The sequence below is a fragment of the Halovenus carboxidivorans genome (assembly GCF_009831575.1).
Classification (GTDB): domain Archaea; phylum Halobacteriota; class Halobacteria; order Halobacteriales; family Haloarculaceae; genus Halovenus; species Halovenus carboxidivorans.
This window is the reverse complement of sequence record NZ_WUUT01000001.1, coordinates 460,748-479,101: the sequence shown is the minus strand read 5'-3', so window position 1 is coordinate 479,101 and position 18,354 is coordinate 460,748. Positions and strand designations below refer to the sequence as shown.

9 protein-coding genes and 1 pseudogene are annotated in these 18,354 nt (G+C 55.0%); 2 read left to right on the top strand and 8 right to left on the bottom strand.

The annotated features are described in order from the left end of the window. Positions 1 to 24: 24 nt before the first annotated feature. The 3 genes from GRX03_RS02365 to GRX03_RS02355 all read right to left on the bottom strand — a co-directional run bounded on the left by GRX03_RS02365 (position 25) and on the right by GRX03_RS02355 (position 4,424). Positions 25 to 285, bottom strand: a complete 261-nt coding sequence (locus GRX03_RS02365; RefSeq protein ID WP_159762578.1) for a hypothetical protein — start codon at positions 283 to 285, stop codon at positions 25 to 27. 69 nt (positions 286 to 354) lie between these two features. Beyond that, positions 355 to 1,755: an ArnT family glycosyltransferase gene (locus tag GRX03_RS02360; RefSeq protein ID WP_159762577.1), complete on the bottom strand. Its 1,401-nt coding sequence runs from the start codon at positions 1,753 to 1,755 to the stop codon at positions 355 to 357. 299 nt (positions 1,756 to 2,054) lie between these two features. Beyond that, positions 2,055 to 4,424 carry a glycosyltransferase family 39 protein gene (locus GRX03_RS02355; RefSeq protein WP_159762576.1) on the bottom strand — a complete coding sequence of 790 codons (2,370 nt, stop codon included), beginning with the start codon at positions 4,422 to 4,424 and terminating at the stop codon, positions 2,055 to 2,057. Positions 4,425 to 8,384: 3,960 nt separating this feature from the next. Here GRX03_RS02355 and GRX03_RS02350 point away from each other — a divergent pair. Continuing rightward, positions 8,385 to 11,213 carry a hypothetical protein gene (locus tag GRX03_RS02350; RefSeq protein WP_159762575.1) on the top strand — a complete coding sequence of 943 codons (2,829 nt, stop codon included), beginning with the start codon at positions 8,385 to 8,387 and terminating at the stop codon, positions 11,211 to 11,213. Then, complete coding sequence (locus GRX03_RS02345; protein WP_159762574.1) at positions 11,194 to 14,214, top strand: hypothetical protein; 3,021 nt, start codon at positions 11,194 to 11,196, stop codon at positions 14,212 to 14,214. The genes GRX03_RS02350 and GRX03_RS02345 overlap by 20 nt, the downstream gene beginning before the upstream one ends. Positions 14,215 to 14,887: 673 nt before the next feature. Here GRX03_RS02345 and GRX03_RS02340 read toward each other — a convergent pair. From GRX03_RS02340 to GRX03_RS02320, 5 genes and pseudogenes are all read right to left on the bottom strand, one after another. Continuing rightward, positions 14,888 to 15,061 carry a hypothetical protein gene (locus tag GRX03_RS02340; protein WP_159762573.1) on the bottom strand — a complete coding sequence of 58 codons (174 nt, stop codon included), beginning with the start codon at positions 15,059 to 15,061 and terminating at the stop codon, positions 14,888 to 14,890. Between the two features lie 732 nt (positions 15,062 to 15,793). Beyond that, a pseudogene (gene hepT / locus GRX03_RS02335) lies at positions 15,794 to 16,090 on the bottom strand (type VII toxin-antitoxin system HepT family RNase toxin); the annotation flags it as partial. A 149-nt stretch (positions 16,091 to 16,239) separates the two neighbouring features. Beyond that, positions 16,240 to 16,680 carry a type VII toxin-antitoxin system MntA family adenylyltransferase antitoxin gene (mntA, locus tag GRX03_RS02330; RefSeq protein ID WP_159762572.1) on the bottom strand — a complete coding sequence of 147 codons (441 nt, stop codon included), beginning with the start codon at positions 16,678 to 16,680 and terminating at the stop codon, positions 16,240 to 16,242. Positions 16,681 to 17,116: 436 nt separating this feature from the next. After that, positions 17,117 to 17,317, bottom strand: coding sequence for a hypothetical protein (locus GRX03_RS02325; protein WP_159762571.1), 201 nt, complete (start codon positions 17,315 to 17,317; stop codon positions 17,117 to 17,119). Between the two features lie 473 nt (positions 17,318 to 17,790). Then, positions 17,791 to 18,195, bottom strand: coding sequence for a winged helix-turn-helix domain-containing protein (locus tag GRX03_RS02320; RefSeq protein ID WP_159762570.1), 405 nt, complete (start codon positions 18,193 to 18,195; stop codon positions 17,791 to 17,793). Positions 18,196 to 18,354 lie beyond the last annotated feature (159 nt).

The window sequence follows — 18,354 nt, the reverse complement described above, 5'->3', positions numbered from 1 at the left end:
TACCGGGGTCTATGCCGGTTGTGATCAGTCCTCGGCGTCGACTCGCTGGAGGATGACGATGCGACGCGTGAACTTCGCGGGGGTGGGATCGAGGCCGCTGCGAGCGATCTGTTCGAGGCCGACCTCGCTGCTCCGGCCGGACTCGAACTCGGCAACGACGGTGTAGTTGTATTCGCCGTTCAACAGTCCCCGGATGTACGCGCTTCGCTCGGGGTACGCAGAGCGTTCCAGATAGCCGAGTTCGGTACTCGTCAGTTGGATGTACTCGGGCTGTCGCTCGGGCATCGAGACCATCCACTCGGTGTATGCGGACTCGTTTTGGATCAACCCACCCCCCTGATACCCCTCGACCGTCTACTCGTTGTAATCGTATCGGCTGACGTTCAGGTGGTGTGGCATACCGACGTCCGCGATCGACTGCTCGTACACCTCGACTGTCGCGTCGGACTCGGCGTTCTCGTCGAGCCACGCCGCCGCCTGGTCGCGGGGTTCGGCCGTATACGCGGCGGTTCCGACCCCGGCGAACAGCGCGGTCGAGACGACGAGAACCGCCACGGCTGCCGTCGCGAGATTGTAGTCGGGCCAGGATAGCCGGTCGGAGAGCGTCTCCGCCGTGAGCAGATACAGCAGCGGGAGTGTCGGGAGGAGGTGATGGACCCTGATGTACCCCCACCGGGAGAAGACGAGAAGGTAGACGGCCAGTGCGACCACGAGGAGAGCTGATTTGTACTCGCCGGCACGGAGTCGGTCAGGCATCTCCGTGAGCGTGAGGGCTGTGCCGGCGACGACGGCGACGACCAGCGGAATACCGATCCCCTCGACGTACTTCTGGAGCATCCACACCCAGATCGGATCGCCGTTCTGTGCGGCTGCTTTCTGTCCGCCCGCGGCGGTTACCCGGGCGATGAGTTCGTCAGGCCCGCCGACCAGGGCCGAGGGGAAGCCGAGATAGATGACGACCGCCCCGATGAGGACGCCACCGGCGGAGTGGGCGAGCGTCTCTCGTCGAGTGTGGGCACCCTCTCTCGCTCGGGCGAGGACGGCAGCGCCGATGACGAACACGATCACGCCTGCTGTCAGCTTGAGCGCAATCGCGATACCGCCGACGGCACTGGCGATCCAAAGCGGGCGTCGGTCCCCGCGGTCCAGGTATCGGAACAGAAAGAGGAAAGCGAGGAGAAACGCGAACAGAGCCGGGATATCCTCGCCGGCCTCGTGGGCGGTGCTGATAAACCCCAGCGAGAGGCCGAGGAAGACGGCGGCCAGTCGGCCGGTCGTCCGGTCGCCGAGGTGACAGCCGAGCCGATACAGGACGTAGGTACAGCCGACGGCAAAGGCGACGACTGTGAGCCGCGCCGTGAGAATGGACGCGGTCCAGAACCAGTCGGGGACGGCGAACCAGAGGTCCCACCGGGACTGGAGGCCGCTGAAGCTCGCGAACGTCCCGAGTTGCCCGCTGAGAAGGACATAGAGGCCGACGGGACCGAACACGAGAAGATAGAGGTACGTCGAGGCTCCCAGGGCCCGGCCGTCGAGGACTCCCCGCTGGAGGGAACTGAACCCCGGATCAGCCAGCGTGTATCCGGCGACTTTCATCGGACGGATCAGCCGGGAGTACTCGTCGGCGGTCGCGAAATTCGGGACGGTGTACCAGAGCCAGAACCCGCAGAAGACGGTCGTGACGGCCAGAATCGACAGGAGATAGGGGTCGTCGATCCCCGGTCGGAGTCGCTGTGTCACCCGGTCGCCAAGCATGGCTCTCGGTTTGCCGCATCTATGTAAAAACGTTCGCCTTCGGGAGATGGTCGCGCTGGGAGACGGAATCACAGTAGCGATCGAGACGGAGAAAGCCCTCGGCGCTCTCGACTCCCGCGACTCGCTGCGCGCTTCGGCCGCAAGCGGCCTGCAGTGCTCGTGTCGTCGGGGTTCGTCGAGAGCCCCTCGCCCTTTCATTCCGCCAGGATGTGGCTGCTTAGCCGATAGAAACTGACTCTCTGACCGGTGTGTATCTGAACAGCACCCGAGAGGGTGAAGAATCGACTATAGGTCGGGCTCTAACCGTCCGTGTTACTGCCGGGCGAGACCGTCGCTCCCCGGCGGACAGCCGACGCGGGGACGGACACGGTCGTGTTGCCGAGGTCGTACTCTCCGGGATAGGCGACGCGGATCCGTGCGGTGCCGCTGTCGTCGGCGGTCGCCGTACGCTTGTAGTCGAGCCGTTCGCCCGCCGCGTCGACGGTCGTCCGGGCAGTGACGTTGGTTCCGGGCTCGGCCTGTGTTTGGATGACTGCGCCGTCGACGACTGCGAACGCGCGGACGGACTCGCCCGAGTAGATGAGTTGGTAGTGGGCGGTGCTGTCGTTGCCCGCGCCGAAGTCCTCGAAGAGTTTCGACTGGACGGTTTGTTCGGGGGCATCGATGTCTGTCAGAGCAATGTAGCCGACCCTGTTGTTGAACTGGTTGAAGTACGCGTCAGGATTAGTGTCAGATATGAACCTTTCGTACACGTTGCGCGCATAGCCGTAACCGCTTGACTCACCATTGACGAAGTAGTTGTACATCCGGTTTTCGCCCCACTCGCTGAGGACGAAGTTGTTCGGATAGGACTGATTGAGGCGTTCAGATCGGTCGTCGATAGACTGTACTGCCTCGATTTTCTCCTCGGAGTACCGCGTCTGTGCGAGCAACGACGGGACGAAGATGAGGTTGAGCAGGAGGACTAACACGACTGCGCCCGCGAGATACGCCCCGACCGTCGGGGTATCGGGGAGTTCGAGTGTCGGTCCCGCGGGGCGCTCGCGGTCGAACGGCGAGACCGGCCGGGCCAGATCGACCGCACTGAGCAGATAGACCAGCCCGACAGCGCCGAACAGGGCACAGAAGATGCCGAACTGCGCGGCGAACCGAACCTGGACGGCCGCGATGACGAGATAGAAATACGCGAAGCAGACGGCAGCCAGCCAGCCCGGTTCGTAGTTGCGGGCGACATAATACGTCGCGACGGCAAGCACGGGGAGTGCGAGATAGAACCCGAGGCCGATCTGTCCGACCGGGGTGAAGATGAACGCCTGCTCGGGGTTGAACAGCGAGGCCGTCTCGGTCGCCGTCTCGCGGTTGAAAAACGCATCCGAGCGCTCCTGTAACCGGGCGACATCGTCCGGGCGGAGCCGCCGGAAGAGGAAGGCCGCGACGACGGCGAAGACACCCTCTGCGCCGAGCAGTCCGGCCGTCGGCAGGTCCGCACGGAGCCAGAGATGGGCGAGGACGGCCACACCGACCGCACCGGCGGCGACGCCGAGCGGAATCGTCGCGGCGATGGCCTCGTGCCAGCCACAGCGGCGGTGGATGCCGAATGCGAGGAGGCTGCCGACGGCGATCCCGGCGAGCGCGGGCGCGTTCGCGAACAGCGGGTCGATCCCCTCCCGGTGGTCCGCGACGACACGGAATCCGACGTAGACGGCGATGGGGACGAACGACAGCGGCGACCCGCCCCACGTGTGTGCCAGCGCGGCGACGGCGACGGCGAGCAGTCCGGCGACGGCCCACGACCGCGGTTCGCGAGCGTGTGCGAGTCCGGGATCGTCAGCACCCTCGCTGTGTCGGTCGAGCACGTCGACGGCGAGCCATCCGAGCGTGTACGCCTGGAGTCCGATCCAGAGATACTGGTACGGCCGGTGTTCGAGGAAGCCGAGTTGCGTGTAGACGACGTGGACCGGCGTCAGCGCGAGCAGGAGCACAGCGGCGAGGGCGATACGACGGTCCGCCGTGAGCCGGCGCGTGAGCCCGTACAGACAGAGCGCGAGCAGAAGACTGGCGACGATCGGCGTGACGGCGGCGACGAGAGCGGGTGCCCCGAACAGGTCGGCGAACCACCAGTTCAGTGCATGGGTGAGCGGACGGATGCGTGTGAGTTCGCCGACGGTCGTGGTCATGCCGGCGTCGAAGGCCCCGCTCGATTCGGCAAGCAGGCGGGATTGCCAGTAGCGGTAGAAGTAGGGATCGTTCGCCGGGGAGACGATCAGTCCGTCCCGGAAGACCGAGCCGAAAAACAGCGAGCGGGCGGCGACGACGACGGCGAGCACGGCGAGCAGGCCCGCGAGCGCCCGGCGGTCGGGCGCGGGAAACGCGATATCGAGGTCGAGATCGAGTTCCGTTGACGCTGTCGTCTCAGCGTCCGCGTCGTCTCCGGCGAGTGCTCGCTCGACGGCGTGGCGGTCGGCGAAGCGGTAATCGTCGTCTGCCTCCTCGACGAACGGCCGGGAGACCAGTTCGCCGAACGCGCCCGAGTCGATCGGAGCGTCATCGAACTCCCAGGAGCCGTGTTCTTTCTGGTGTGCGAGCAACGTTTCGAGCGTGTCCTCGTGTTCCGGGTGGTCGTCGAGAAACGACCGGGTCGCTCCCTCGACACGCTCGGAGTCTGTCATTGCTCTGTCGGTGGACGAGGGCGCAGTTAGTGGTTTCGTTCGGGCGTGCGTTCAATTCAGAATGCGGAGGTCAAAAACAGACAGTCGAAGCGCAAGCTACTCGCTGTGCTCGTTGCGCCGCTCGCTCAGGCTCTCCCAGACCTCCGCACAGCCAGCGCCATCTTCGATATCGCCTAAGTGTTCCGTTTTGGTAGTGTGTTCTGTCATTTACTTAATTTATTAGTAAATATGCGCGCCGAGCCGTATTTAAGACCCTCTCTCAGTCATCTACGCGACTGAATGGCGTTTATTCCTCGAGTCCTTCCAAGCCAACATTGAGGCGGTTCATGAGCCGTTTCTCGACACCTTCGAGCGAGGTACCGACGGGCGAGCGAAGGCATCTTGCCGCCGAGGAGTTGTTCCATGTCGTTGACATCGGCGAGACCAGCGAATCTGAGACGCGCACAGTCTACCGGAACGCCGAAGATTCGGTGCAGGTGTTGACGAGGAGTTTCGAGTACTTCGATAGTGTCAGCCGGACCGTCGAGGCAGTGCTAAACTGCGGAATCGGGATCAGCATCTTCTTTTTGAGTCCATCTCCCCGCGCGCGCACAGATACCCAGCGGAAGATTCAGACCGAGCTACCAGCTATCAGCCTCAGATTCAGCGAAGAACAGTTCCCCTTAGCGGGGCACGCCAACCGACCCATGCATAGACTACGAGACCGGAACCGACATCCTGCTGGTCAAAAAAAGACATGCCGCTACACATGCTACAGGGGGGGCGTGGCGGAGAATGGGGTCCTTCGTCGCTGGTCTCAAGCGCTACCTCAATTTTGCCTAGAAGTACGAGAGCGTCGCACCCAGGAAAGTTGGCTCGTTCTCCTGAGGCGACTGACACCGATCAACTACGCCGCCGGATCAGCGCTCAAACCGTTTCTTTGACGATTCGTGTCGGTTCCCAGCTCAGTTCGGACTCCATACGCCTTCCACGGGGGTCGTTCTCTTTTGTTGTCAAAACCTGTAAAGAGGATGTCGATGATACCATATACAGCTAAGTGTATTCGTCGGCAGTCGCGTGTTCTATGTGCAACACGATATTGACGCTGAAAGTCACACAAGGGCAACTGCGGTATTTGAGGACATCTTAGTTGTCGAGGACAGCCAACCTTACACAGATGCATCCATTCTGGATGAGGAAATTACGGTTACATCGGCGTTGAAGTGAACGCGTGGGGAAAGATGTTAACGATGTATAACCATCCAATATTCGTAGATTGTGTAGGTTCGGGTCATCTGGCATATGACGCTCGGGTTCTTTGTGAATTATGTTAGCCCACATAGTGTAAGACTCCTTAGCCACACTCAAAAGTCACACTGGAATAATCCCCACACAAGAACACAACTGCGGTCACAGCGAAGAATTCCCACGAACAATGCTTCTTTTCGGCAAATACGACTAATTTGGTAATCCCACAACCAGTGAAAATCCCGAAATAACTAAACTAGTCACCTCCGAGTACTGGTGTGTTGTAGGTTTTTATTGAGTGGGATAGGCTGACTCGATCCGCAGATGAGCATAGGTAATAATTGGAAAGTGCCATCGTGCAGACACAGCCGACAAAGTTGGTGTCCTGGTTGAATTAAATAGTGATGACTCTGTGGAAGGAGTCTGTACAATTCAGACGGCTATCACAGGGGGGTTTTTCCTCTTAATGTCTCAGGTAGTCACGGTTCTGGCCTGTTCCGTGAAGGGACCCAATGAGGCGTGCTCAGGGACAATATGCTGGTGCACTGAGCGTACGTTTTGTGTGCGTGGATTTCCAGCTAACGTCCGTTTTAAACAAATGCCTCCAGCCGGCGCCACTGTTTCGGATTGATTAGTGATTCGTCTGTTATTGTACTCATGCGCGAAGCAGTGGTTGAGACGGACGCTACACCAGTCGGTATCAAGCTAGTATCGTTGTGTGTATACGTTCACTTGTACTGTCCTGATTGGTCTCGACTGGGGCATGGTTATTATACCGGAAGTCCATAGGGTGGCAGCGAGCACCTAACTACTGAGTGGGTGTCGTGGCATACCCATCATTACAGCAGCCCGAGTCACAGGGTTCGTTGACGTGGTTGATATAATTCTACAGACAATCCGGTGCGTCGCGGAGTCGGTGCCACGTTTATCACTTTTAACAATCATAACATTCACCCTCATCGCAGAGCGAGTTGTTCAGTACCTCTTCCTTGAACTGTGACAAAAAGCTATCGTGGGCGTAGTGTTGCACTACTTGTGCGTTCGTGTGGCTCTGTGGGGTTGCCTGGATTATTGTTCATGACGAGTCAGGTACTCTAGACTTTATCACCTGAGGAAACTCATACCAAACACTCTGTATCATCGGTCGTTCGCGTGAACCCAGTAGCTTGGTTGTCGTCGCTATCGGTTATATAATCCATTTCGTGGCGTGCTTGAATCCACGATATCTGTCGGGCGGGTGCCTACCCTCACTACAAGTAAGATGTCGCGTGTTTGTTACTGCTTCAGACTACTCTTGCTCTCAGGAGTTTCTGGCCTGCCACATCACTCCAGACAGCACTATCAATAGCTCCTATCAGTGGCGGCACTGCGACGGACCGGTATTTATGGACCGTACCAGCAGGTGAGCACCAACTAATCGCGTACGCCTTATGTTTCATTAAAGTTGGAGTCAACTCAAAACTGGAGTCATTATCAATATCCGATTTCAATCTGTTTACCATTGAGTTTGTTGTTCACTGCACTCGTTGTTGATTAGATAGCAGAAATCGATGTCCTACTGGAGCGTTCCGCGTTTCAACGAATCCTAAGGTGCAAACCTCTCACCGTGTGATGTGTGGATTTCATTGTGCGTCTGATTGTCTCGTGACGACAGGGACTCGGGAGTCCGGCTACTGTGACTAAGTCGTTTCACTCAGCTGTGCTTGGCACAGATTCATTCTCTTACGCACAGCATCAAAGACACTAGCTGATGAATACATAGTATTCCGGAGATTGACCGGGGTTGTGGAATTTGTTTTCCGCTGGTTTTGGGGCGGTTTCTCCCCGCTATGTGGCGGGTTACGAGTGTGACCGGTTTTTGGCTGGGTTTTGTTGTGAAATTTGGGTGTGGAAACTCATTGTGGAATGGTTGTTATGTGAGAAATCTATACTCAGCGGCTCTATAACCACCGGAACCGTGTTCTGTCACTGTTGGGTGAGGAGGCACTGAATAGCTTAACATTCTTTTGGATTTATCGAAGAAGTTGTACTTGGCGGTGCTGGTTGCTTGCTGGCCACCGGCTCAGTGTCAGTCTAGAATGCAAGTGTTCTTAGACGCGGGTGAATCCGAGTCTTTGGATACGGAGCTTTGTTCGCCACCACTTATATTGGTTTTTATCATATTGGCTGTCGTATCCTCTGTGATTCAAAGGCATAGGGGCATCAGCGGTTGTCGAACTGTTCGCTTTTTTATCATAGCCTAGTGATATTTACTGGTTTGGCCTAAGCGAAGTAAGGATGACCGTCGGTTTCGCCACAATCATGGCGAATGAGCCGCCATTGCGGCTCTTCGTGTCAGAAGCAGGGTCTGAAAAAAATCCGGAGACCTTTATATACAAACCGGAAAGAGGTGCCCATGATTGGTCGGAGACCGATTAATCTGCTGCGACCCAGCCGCCGAACGGAACAGCGTGAATCCCAACAAGACGTAGCGGTCAGGCTGTGGCAAAGTGGTCTCTCAGTACACGGGGGTGAGCCAGTTTGGTGAAGAATCGAGACGGTGATATTGTTTTCGAGGTAGAGCCGGCACGTGCTAGGGGTAATCTCGCGCTTAGAGGAGAGTCACAAACAGGACAAGACGGCGATTGTCGGTCAGTTATTGATTTGTTTGCTCAGCCGTGGAGGCCGGGGTCGTTGAGATCGCAAACAGAGTTGTTAGTCACCAGCGACGGAAGAGGTGATCTGACGTACACGGTGACACTGGACTCGTCGCTGCGCCAACTCCCAGACGACAAACGAAGACAACTCATTAATTGGTTTGATGACCAGTACCAGCTCACGAAAGTCGATCGGCCGGCACTCCCATTCGGGACGGACTCCGCAGCAGGGGTTGATGTATTTTGTTGCTGGCCACCCGCGGCATTTAAAACGGTCGTTCCAGCGTTTACCGATTCACCACTGAGCGTGGGGGAAAACACGGCCAAACTCATCCGCTGGCTGGATGCGACAGACCAGCCATGGGCGCTTCAACTGCTGTCACAGCCGTATTCAAGCGACCCTAATATTCACTCAATGCACCAAGATGAGTCCTGTTTACGCCTCAATATTCGCTGTGCGATCCAAACGAAAGTCATATCGCTGGATGCGGGGACAGTCAAACCGGAGGTCGGACAGCCACCTAAAGACACACGGCTCCGGACGGACCAAAACCTCCCGGTTGACTCGGAAGGGACCCGTACAAATCGGTCTGAGATGCTCAACCGTCTAGTCAACAAACAAATAAATCCTGATACAGCGTTTGGTGCACCGGATAGCTATAGCAGGGGGGTGTTGTTCCCGCCACAGATAGTCTCATCGCTGGAACACGGCGTTGGTAACGTGAACTCATCGCTGACGAGGGCTGCACCTGAAGAGATCCGGGACCTGCTATCGCCGACACTATCGGTTGGGCGGATGGAACTCTCAGCCATCAACGGGACGATGGCCCCGGTTGGTCTATCTGACCCAGGGATCGTGCTGAAAATCAATGCCTCGCGCCGCGAAGCCTTGCGTACAGCACAGGAGTCGCTGCAATCGCATCTATCGCTTAATTCACCAACATTCGTTGTAGCCAGCAACACGGAACTGCTTGAGTACTTTGGCAGGATTTACTGTTCGTTGATTAACTCAGCGGCAGAATTTGATATTACGTATCTTGGCAGTGCTGAGTTGGAGCGGCTGTGTGGCTGTGAACAAGCGCAGCGACGTGCGGTATTGAAATCATGGTTGGCCAATGAATCTGACGTGTACCTTGTCGATATTCCAGGTGAGTCGGGGTGGCCAACTGATCCTGCACTCTATGAGGACCTGCAGGCAGTACGACGCGAGAAGACTGACGGGATACAGGGGGCGACAGTAGATGCGATTTTTGCTGAACTACCAGTGTTATCGGGCGATCAACCCATGAGCGGTGTCGCTGCTGCCGCGATAGCGGCGGCCAAATCAGGTACAACCTATCTGACTGTGCAGACTGCGCCTGCTGACCGTGCCGGTGACGGATCTTCCCGGAACTTATCGGACTCCAGCGAAGCAACGCAAAGCTGTCATACAGCTGCCAAGCTTGTAAATCGCTCTGACCTCGCTCTTGTGAGTACTGACGGAGCCGTCGCGCAGTTATGCCAACAGTACACAGGTGAACAGCCGCAAGATTACTTCATCGAGACGTTTTTTCCAAAGCAGAACCGTTCAGCTGACGGACCGTGGATTGGGGTTAAAGATAATTTAAGATTCGACAGCGCACCAATCGTCGGGCCGGTGTATCGCTCGAAGACGATGCAGGACGTGACGTATAACATCAAAGTACCACCACAGAGATATGATCAACTCAAGTCAGTGTTGTCTGTGCCGACCGCGTCTGCGGAGACTGATGACGGGCCCCAGACAGCAGGCGGGGAAGCATCCGGGACCGATGATCAGCCGGCCACCGCAGGCATAACGACCAGACATGCAATCCGGCGGCCAGATGATCTCGCAGTTGTGTATGATGCCGGGCAAGCCGGCTACGTTTGCGAGCAGTGTCGCGCAACGACGGGTATCGATGCATCGGTATATGAACGTTCGCTCACTGGGTTGATGTCTGCAGTTACGTGTTGCCAGTCACTTGCCGAGATCGACCGTGACGTACTCCGCTGTACGCCAGACGTGGAACTCGGTTCAACCCAGGTAGACCCCGCTGAGGGTGAGTTAACAGCAAAAGAACTCGAATTCCTATCAATGATCTACTTAGCGCAGCGCGGTGAGTTAGACTGCAGTTTAGAGTACGACCCACTTGTTGACAGTTGCGTGAAACTCCGGAAGGATGTGGGTATTGATTCACAAACTGAAACCGAGCTCGCAGACGCTGGCTATATTGTGCGGATGCGAGCCCCTCAGAAAGTGTACTCGCTGACGACGAAGGGACTGAACGCACTCGGGGTGGATAAAAGTGCGCTTCAGGATCTGCCATCGCTGTTTGAACGATGTCTACAGCGAGCGGTCTGGCTGTCCCTCAAAACAAAGTATGACGCCAAATCTGGCTATGACGTAGAAACCAATGTGATGTGCGATGTCGCGGCGACAATATCATCAATGCCAAGTCAATCACCATTGGATGTTGCTGTCATCGGCCCTGACGGCAATATCACAACTGGTGCTGTTGTGTGGCCGCCGGTTGTCGATCTTGGAACGGTGCCGGAAGATAATAACTCTGTTGATGCGTTGTCGTTCGATTATCTGACCGGTTACGACGGGATTGAAACGGCCGTGAAGTATCAGACACTGGTTTCGGAAGTCTCGGACACAGCACTGTGGTGTGTCTGGCGTCAGGCTGATGCAACAGCGTTACTCTCAACGCTGTCAGCAGCAGATGATGATTCAGTGATTGATTGTAAAGCAGGGTACAGCGACAATGTCCGGATCCAGGACTATCAGTTAGACGAACCCGGAATTACGGATGTTAAAACAATGAAACAGATGCGGGACGCAACTAATCCAAGATGGACTGTTGATGAGGACCGCGGAGCGCTGCAGCTTCAAGGTGAGGATGATGCCTGGACAAGATCCTAAACGTCTTTTTGACCGAGGATTGTTTCGCACCGTGCCAGTCAAGTTATTGGGTGATATAGAGGACCCGGTTCAAGGAATAAAGTCGTTGTTAAAAGTAATTAGAAAGCCGCACGATCTCAAACTCGTCAGAGAGAAAATCAAGCCAGTTGATCTTGAGTTGCTTGTGACGCAGTCGGCTAACGCTGGTCTTGAGTATTATATATCATACCAGTTACCGAAGAATCCAACTGTTGAACAAGCACCCGAAAGAGAGGTGCGGAAACTGTTTGATTATACGGCGATGGAGGGCTATGCCGCTCATGAGCTGTCTGAGGTTCTTCCAAGCGGCCTCCGTGTCAACAAAGCAACGATCAGATCATTGGTTCCGGCTGACGACTCAGACGGAGAGGGTAACAGACAAGTCAGTGATAGTGTAACTCGTGAAGTTGTGGTCGGGGAAGAGCTTGCGGCTCTCATTACTGCAATGGATGACCTACCAAGTCCGTGGGCTCTTCAGATCCTGCTTTCTGCCCAATCAGAAATTAGAGGTGATGGACCTTACGATATGGAAATTCGTCTTTTAAGTAGTTCCTCAAACCAGTCGCAGCAACGGGACCAGTCTATAGATGCGCTTGCACACTCGATTGAAAAACAGATCAATCAGCACTGTGCACACTCATACAAATTAGCGGAATTCCCGTGGTCTGGCATTGATTGCTCCCGTCCGTCTGGATCGTCCAACGAACAGCCGCTGTCTGTCGAAGCGCTCATCAAACAGTTAGCCCATCCTCGAAATGAACCGTTTACCGTGTCTCCGCGGTACGCCGTGGGATTTCTTCCAGTGCCGCGAGATCTAGCGTTGAGGAAGGGGATCGGCGGAACTGCAAGCGGACTTGAACAGTACTCGTCATCGCTGATCCAACAGTTGCTTACTAATGGGCATCAATTGGGGTACGAGCCAAGCGTTGGCGCGTCTCACAGTTTCGATACAGTCACATCACTGGGGCTTCCTAACCCCGCAACTTCGGTGCTGCGCGTGGCAAAATCACCAACTGATGGCGTCTACAGGGCTCTTCTCTCTGCATTAAAATCTGCATTCGATAGCGGCAAGCCGACTGTTATTTTCTGCCGCGATAAACTGGTTGCCAAATTCTGTGCGTGGTGTTATTATCAGTTAGGAGCGTCCTCAGAGTCCGACGCAGCGTCATCATTAGAACACATCAAAGTTAGCGTGCTTAGAAAGTGGCTATCAGCATCAGATGGACAAGTACTTCGAGAATGGGGCCGTGAATTATTCACTGGTGAAAGAGCGGTATATTTATTCACCTTTGACCGCGTTGAAGATACAGTCGCGGACGCATCAAAACTACTCTATGAGCTCAGTAACGCGGCACAGTCACTTGATGATGCGGAAACACCGTCTAACCAACTTCTTCATGGACATGTGATTGTTGGCCTGCCGACCATCGTTGCCGAAGAAAACACAAATGAAGACCTGCTTATCCGCGCTCTGCAGGCGACCCAATCCACTGGCCTTGGTCTCGAACTCATTACCTATGCCGATCGTGCAAAAGCCAACGACCAGACGACCGATCAGATCGTGGATGCTGTCGATGCGACGACCGCTGACGCCACTGGACAGTCTGTCCAAATCCTCAAGACGACTACCCTCCCTGAACAAGAAGGCGTACACGCAAGTGAGCTCACATCATCACAACCTGCAACGAATGTTGTTCGACTCAATTCAACCGATACAATTGATGAGCCAACTATCCTACCGATGCTAAAAACATCAGCAACTGCTGCCACGCCGGCAGTTGATGAGATAACACTGCCAGGTAGCTATTTAGCTACTCTTACTGAGATACTTAGAGAAGTACATACAATTGAATTGCCGAGCTTAGACAAGAGCACAACGCAGCCGATCGGCGATGCATTACAGGAAACTGCAGCCAATGAACGACAGTCGACGAGACATATCCCTCGGCGAACCGGATTGCCACCGACTGTCGACTATGACGCCGATTTGCAATGTTACGAGTGTGTCCAGTGTAAGGGAGAAAATCAAGCTAACACCACTCAGACGGCGTGTACGAATCAGGGCTTGAAACGAGCAGTTGAATGCTGTAGTTCGCTGGCTCAGGTGGATCGAGAACAAATTAGGCGGATTCGCCGACCACATCTTAAACTCAGTTTAGATGAGATTGCTGCCTCGTCATTAGATGAAGACCATCTCCTCTTCCTGAAGATATTATATCTTGTCCAAACTGGGGAGGTGGATCCGTATTTCGAGTACTCGCCGATGCTTGACTCTGGCACAAAGATTCGAGATGCATTTGATCTCGATAATGAGGATATTACAATGCTGAAGGAAGAAGGATATATAACGGAGGATACACATCCACGTATTCTCTACACTATAAAAAAGGCTGGACGGAACGAGATTAATGAATCATTTAATAAAGGCTATGAATACGGTCGGAATATTGGTGAGCTAAATGAGACACTTCAGCATCAGCTGATGGTCAGCCTAATTGAGCTGCGGGAGCGCCTCAAGTACAAAGACCGTGAGGACCGTCGTGTCGAAACATACTATCCGATTGAACTTTCAATAGATGGGGAAACCAAACAGAAAAATATCGATGTTGCTGTGCTTGACGGTGAGGAAGACATAGTAGATGCGTGGGAAGCGGAGCGCCTAAATAATGATAGAAAGGACTCACTCATCGCTACCTATAAGAAAATGTGTGCGATTGATCCTGATGGCGCACATTGGGTTATTCCGGTAGGGAGAGGCGGGACGCAGTCCGACGAACGAACCGCAGCTGGTTTAACTAAGTCACTGGCAGAACTCGGCGCAAGCGGGGAAATCAATTACGGCGGAACAACAATTCCAGCGGATACTCCGGTCTCAAAGACGAATATTACTGAGCCTGGGATAACAGATTTACAGACGATTTCGACGCTGCAAGACGAGATAGATAATCTCGAAGCAGCCATCCGGAACATGCACATCGAGTAATAATGTAACTCTCTAATAATAACCCCATACCACCGAACGATATCTCTACCACACTTCCGTAGAACCCTTGTTGGTGTTGATCGTCACAGGCAGCGGGCAGACGACGGCCTTTCTGTGATTGAACCTACTCTCCAGTGACATTTTCATCACCGATGATCTGGAAACCACCGTCCGTTTCGACTTGCTCCGTCACTGATCACCGCCATTAGTATCGGTGTCGCTTGGGTACACCTGCACTGGCACGTCTGTGCGCTCGGTGGTCTCATCACAATGAATTCGCTGAGGGGTCCGACTCACGCCCGACAGCCTGCGTGGACAGCGCGCCCAGACGGGCCCATCGTCAGGCCAGTCACTGACTTCGGGAGCGACCTCAAACAGTACTACACTACAGATGATAATTGTATAGCTGACCGCGAATTGGAACCCAGCAGATGCTCCGTCAGCAGATACAGTCATGGGCCTATCCGGCAAACGTTGGAATGTGTTCGTGCATACACTCTACTCTGCATACTCCAATATCGCTGCGGCTTCCTCGGCGGTTGGACGCTCCTACTGATAGTACGTCAGATTACGGTGACTCTGCCAGATTTCGACCAGTTCGTTCTTCGTTAACTGAGAGAGCACCCCAGCCTGTGCCGCGAAGTCAAAAGCATCTTCGTGAGACTGCATATCGTCAGTCGTTGACAAGTTCACTCATCGAATCGACGCCAGCACGGAGGTCTTTGAGATCTTGCTCGGAGTCGTGTAACTGAATAAATTCGTCCATCTGCCGGCGGAGTCCCTCCACCCGTGCAGTACGGAGGGCATGCTGTCCCAGTTCGGTAATTTTGTCGTCCGTATCACTCATACATAATCGTAGGCCGTGGACTGTTACAAAGGTTTGTACTGAGACAAATTCGGCCTCATGGCGGCCGACTCTCCTGCGGCGAAGACACCGCTGTGATCGTTGGCTCAGCGAGACACAGTCGATGCTATTGTGTCTTCATATCCGAGATGACAGCCAGCCGTGCAGTAACATGTGCCTCAGTTGTACCAAGCGTCGGCGTTTTAATCTCATTGAGCGCACAGTCCGGGCACCGCAGCGAGCGAGGTGCCAGCGTGGTGTTTCGACGGTCCGGTAGGCGTACACGGAGACTGTGTCGCCTTCGCCCAACTCAGTCCTGCAGGCACAACACTGGACAGTCAGTGTCGGCAACCCCACACGAAGCCCGGTGAACAGCTGTTCGAGTGCCGCGACAACGGCGTACTCACCAGTGGAAGTCTCATCGCCGTTGATCTAGAGACCACCATCTGTCTCAACTGACTCCATCACCGACCACCCCTGTCAATATTGATGTCGCTCGGATACACCTGTACCGGCACATCCGCACGGTCGGCAGCCTATCACCAACGAACTCGCCGAGGGGCCCCGCCCACGCCGAGTCAGGCTCGCGCCCGATGGCTTGGGTGAACAGCCGTGCCCAGATCGGGCCGCCGTCGAGTCGGTCACTGTCTTCGGGAGCGAGCTCAAACAGTGCCGTACTGCAGACGACGACAGTCAACAGCCGTGAACACAGATTGGAGCCCGGAAGATTCTCTGTCAGCAGGGCTCTGCAGACTCATCCAACAGATCTCGAATCTCGCGGAGATACCGAATAAGCCACTCCAGTTCGGTCTGGAGGTGCTCATATACTGTCTCATTCTCGATGGTGTCACCATACCGATGGACGAGGATGTTTCGAAATCCAGCAGCTTTGCGCATCCGGTCACTCGTGTCCGAGGAGAGAACGTCCTGTTGTTCAAGTACCGAAAACCGCTCTGCGTACGTCGCTGGCATTGTCGCATCCAATGCACGGAGCACCAGCCCGGCAATATCAATGCAGGCTTCAATTGCTGTTTGGAATTCCCGCTAAACGATTGCCTGCTGTTCTCGACTGTTTTGATAGACCTCTCGATCTATGGATTGTTTTTCGGCAAGAACTGTGAGTGCCTCCTCAACGTATTCCGCTTTGTCGAGGATCCGTGCCTCGATATCAGATGGCACTGTCATACGGTGTCTTCAAGCCGGCGAAGGAGTGAATCGAAGTCGCGCATCCGTTCTTCGTGTGAGTCGGGCGTCGAAACTTCACGCTTGAATTGTTTTTGATATTCCTGTCGTGTCGCTTCCTCCCCAAGAAGAGAGTATCCTGTCTCAATCGCTTGCAGGCCTACCTCAGGCTGAATTGCATCGAGATCCGCGAGGTCAACGTCATTTGTTCCAAGTGTCTCCATCAGATCGACAACAAGTTCGATGCGACAGTCAAGTCGCTCTGACTCCGAAAACGCCTCTGGGAACGCAACGGCAATATCAACATCACTCTCACTCGTCGCAACGCCATCTGCGTGTGATCCATACAGAACCGCGTATCGAACCGGATACTCCTCAAGTGTCGCAATAATCGCATCAATGTCTATATTGATATCGGAGTGATCCGACTGCGTGCTCATACGAATCACTATGGTGGGCATCGTATTTAGTCTCCGGGAGGGTACCCATCAGATGGTGAAGACACCGCGAGGACTGTTGGCTCAACGAGGCACAACCGGTGCTATTGTGTCTCTACATCTGAGGCGGTGGATAACCGCGCACTGACACGGGCTTCCGTCGCGCCAAGCGTCGGTGTCTCCACCGCCTCCAGCGCGCACTCGGGGCACCGACACCGAGCGAGATGCCACCGCGGCGTTTCGACGGTTCGATAGGCGTACATAGAGACGGTATCGCCTTCGCCCAACTCAGTTCCGCACCCACAACATCGAACGGTGAGTGAGGGTAAGCCAACACGAAGCCCAGTAAAAAGTTGTTTGAGTGGCGCAACGACCGCGTGCTCGCTCGGTGTGTTTTCCCCAGCATCGACCTGCAGACCGCCGTCTGTTTCCACTGGCTTCATGACCGATCACCTCTGTCAGCGTCGATGTCGCTCGGATACACCTGCACTGGCACGTCCGCGTGGTCGCCGATCTCGTCAGCGACAAACGCGCCGAGTGACCCTGTCCACACTGGCTCGGGATCTTTCCCGACAGCCTGCGTGAACAGCCGCGCCCAGATTGGACCGTCATCGAGTCGCTCGCTGTCTTGCGGTGCCACCTCGAACAGCGCGGTACTACAGACAACAACAGTCAGCAGGAAATTGTAATTTGACAGCTCGGGACGAAGTGGAACTTGGTAACCAAGTCACTCGTACTTACGAATTGTCCAAATCAGTTCATCAATGACGCTTTTGACAAATTTGTCAGTGAGTCGGCCTTGCCACGGGTCCGTAATCGCATCGTACTCTGTCGGGGCTTGAATATTATCGGCCCGTGGCGTGTGAATTGACAGTGGAAGGATGTACGACTGTTCTGGTGTTCCGCCGATGTCCCAGTGATGGTCCTCCAAGGGATGTGCAACGAGATGGTCTGTTGTTGTGACTGTCACCCCGATGAATTGCTCTCCCTCGAATGGGTGAGTCCGTGTACAAATGATCGCAAACAAACGGGATCTGTCGTGTCCGAGTTTGAACGGATCGACAGTCCACACAACATCGCCGACCTCATATGCACGGCCGTTGCGTTCAAGCATTAGTTCTGTGTGATGGGCTCATCATCAGTGGTGTCATCATTTGTTTCACTGGGATGGGGCCGATCGGGCTGTGCATCACTCCACGCGCTGGCTTCTTCAGCACTCGTAATGAGAGGTCCGAATGTCTCAGTCACTGTCGTGAGATACTGTGAATGACGGAGTTCACGCTCAAGCAGTTCAAGATCGTCTGTGAGGGCCCAGTGCTGACGCCTGTGACGAACCAATCCACGGTCTTTGAGGCGGCTCAGATTTGAGCCGACAGTGTTTGGGTCACGGTCAATTGCCGATGCAATCTCACCGCGCGTGAACGCTTGGTCTTGGTTTGCAAGTAAGAATTCAATGATGCACTCGGCGGTTGTTTTGTCTTCGTCTGCATCAAGCGCTTCAAATTCGGTAATATCCATGGGCATAAGTTATGTTTTGGTGTGCTGGAATATAACTGTGCTGCTGTGCTGTCTCACTCGTCATAGCCTGCTCACGGTGGCGTGCCGTCCGACGGTGAAGACACTGCTGCGATCGTTGGTTCGGCGAGACACAACCGGTACTGTTGGGTACCCACATCC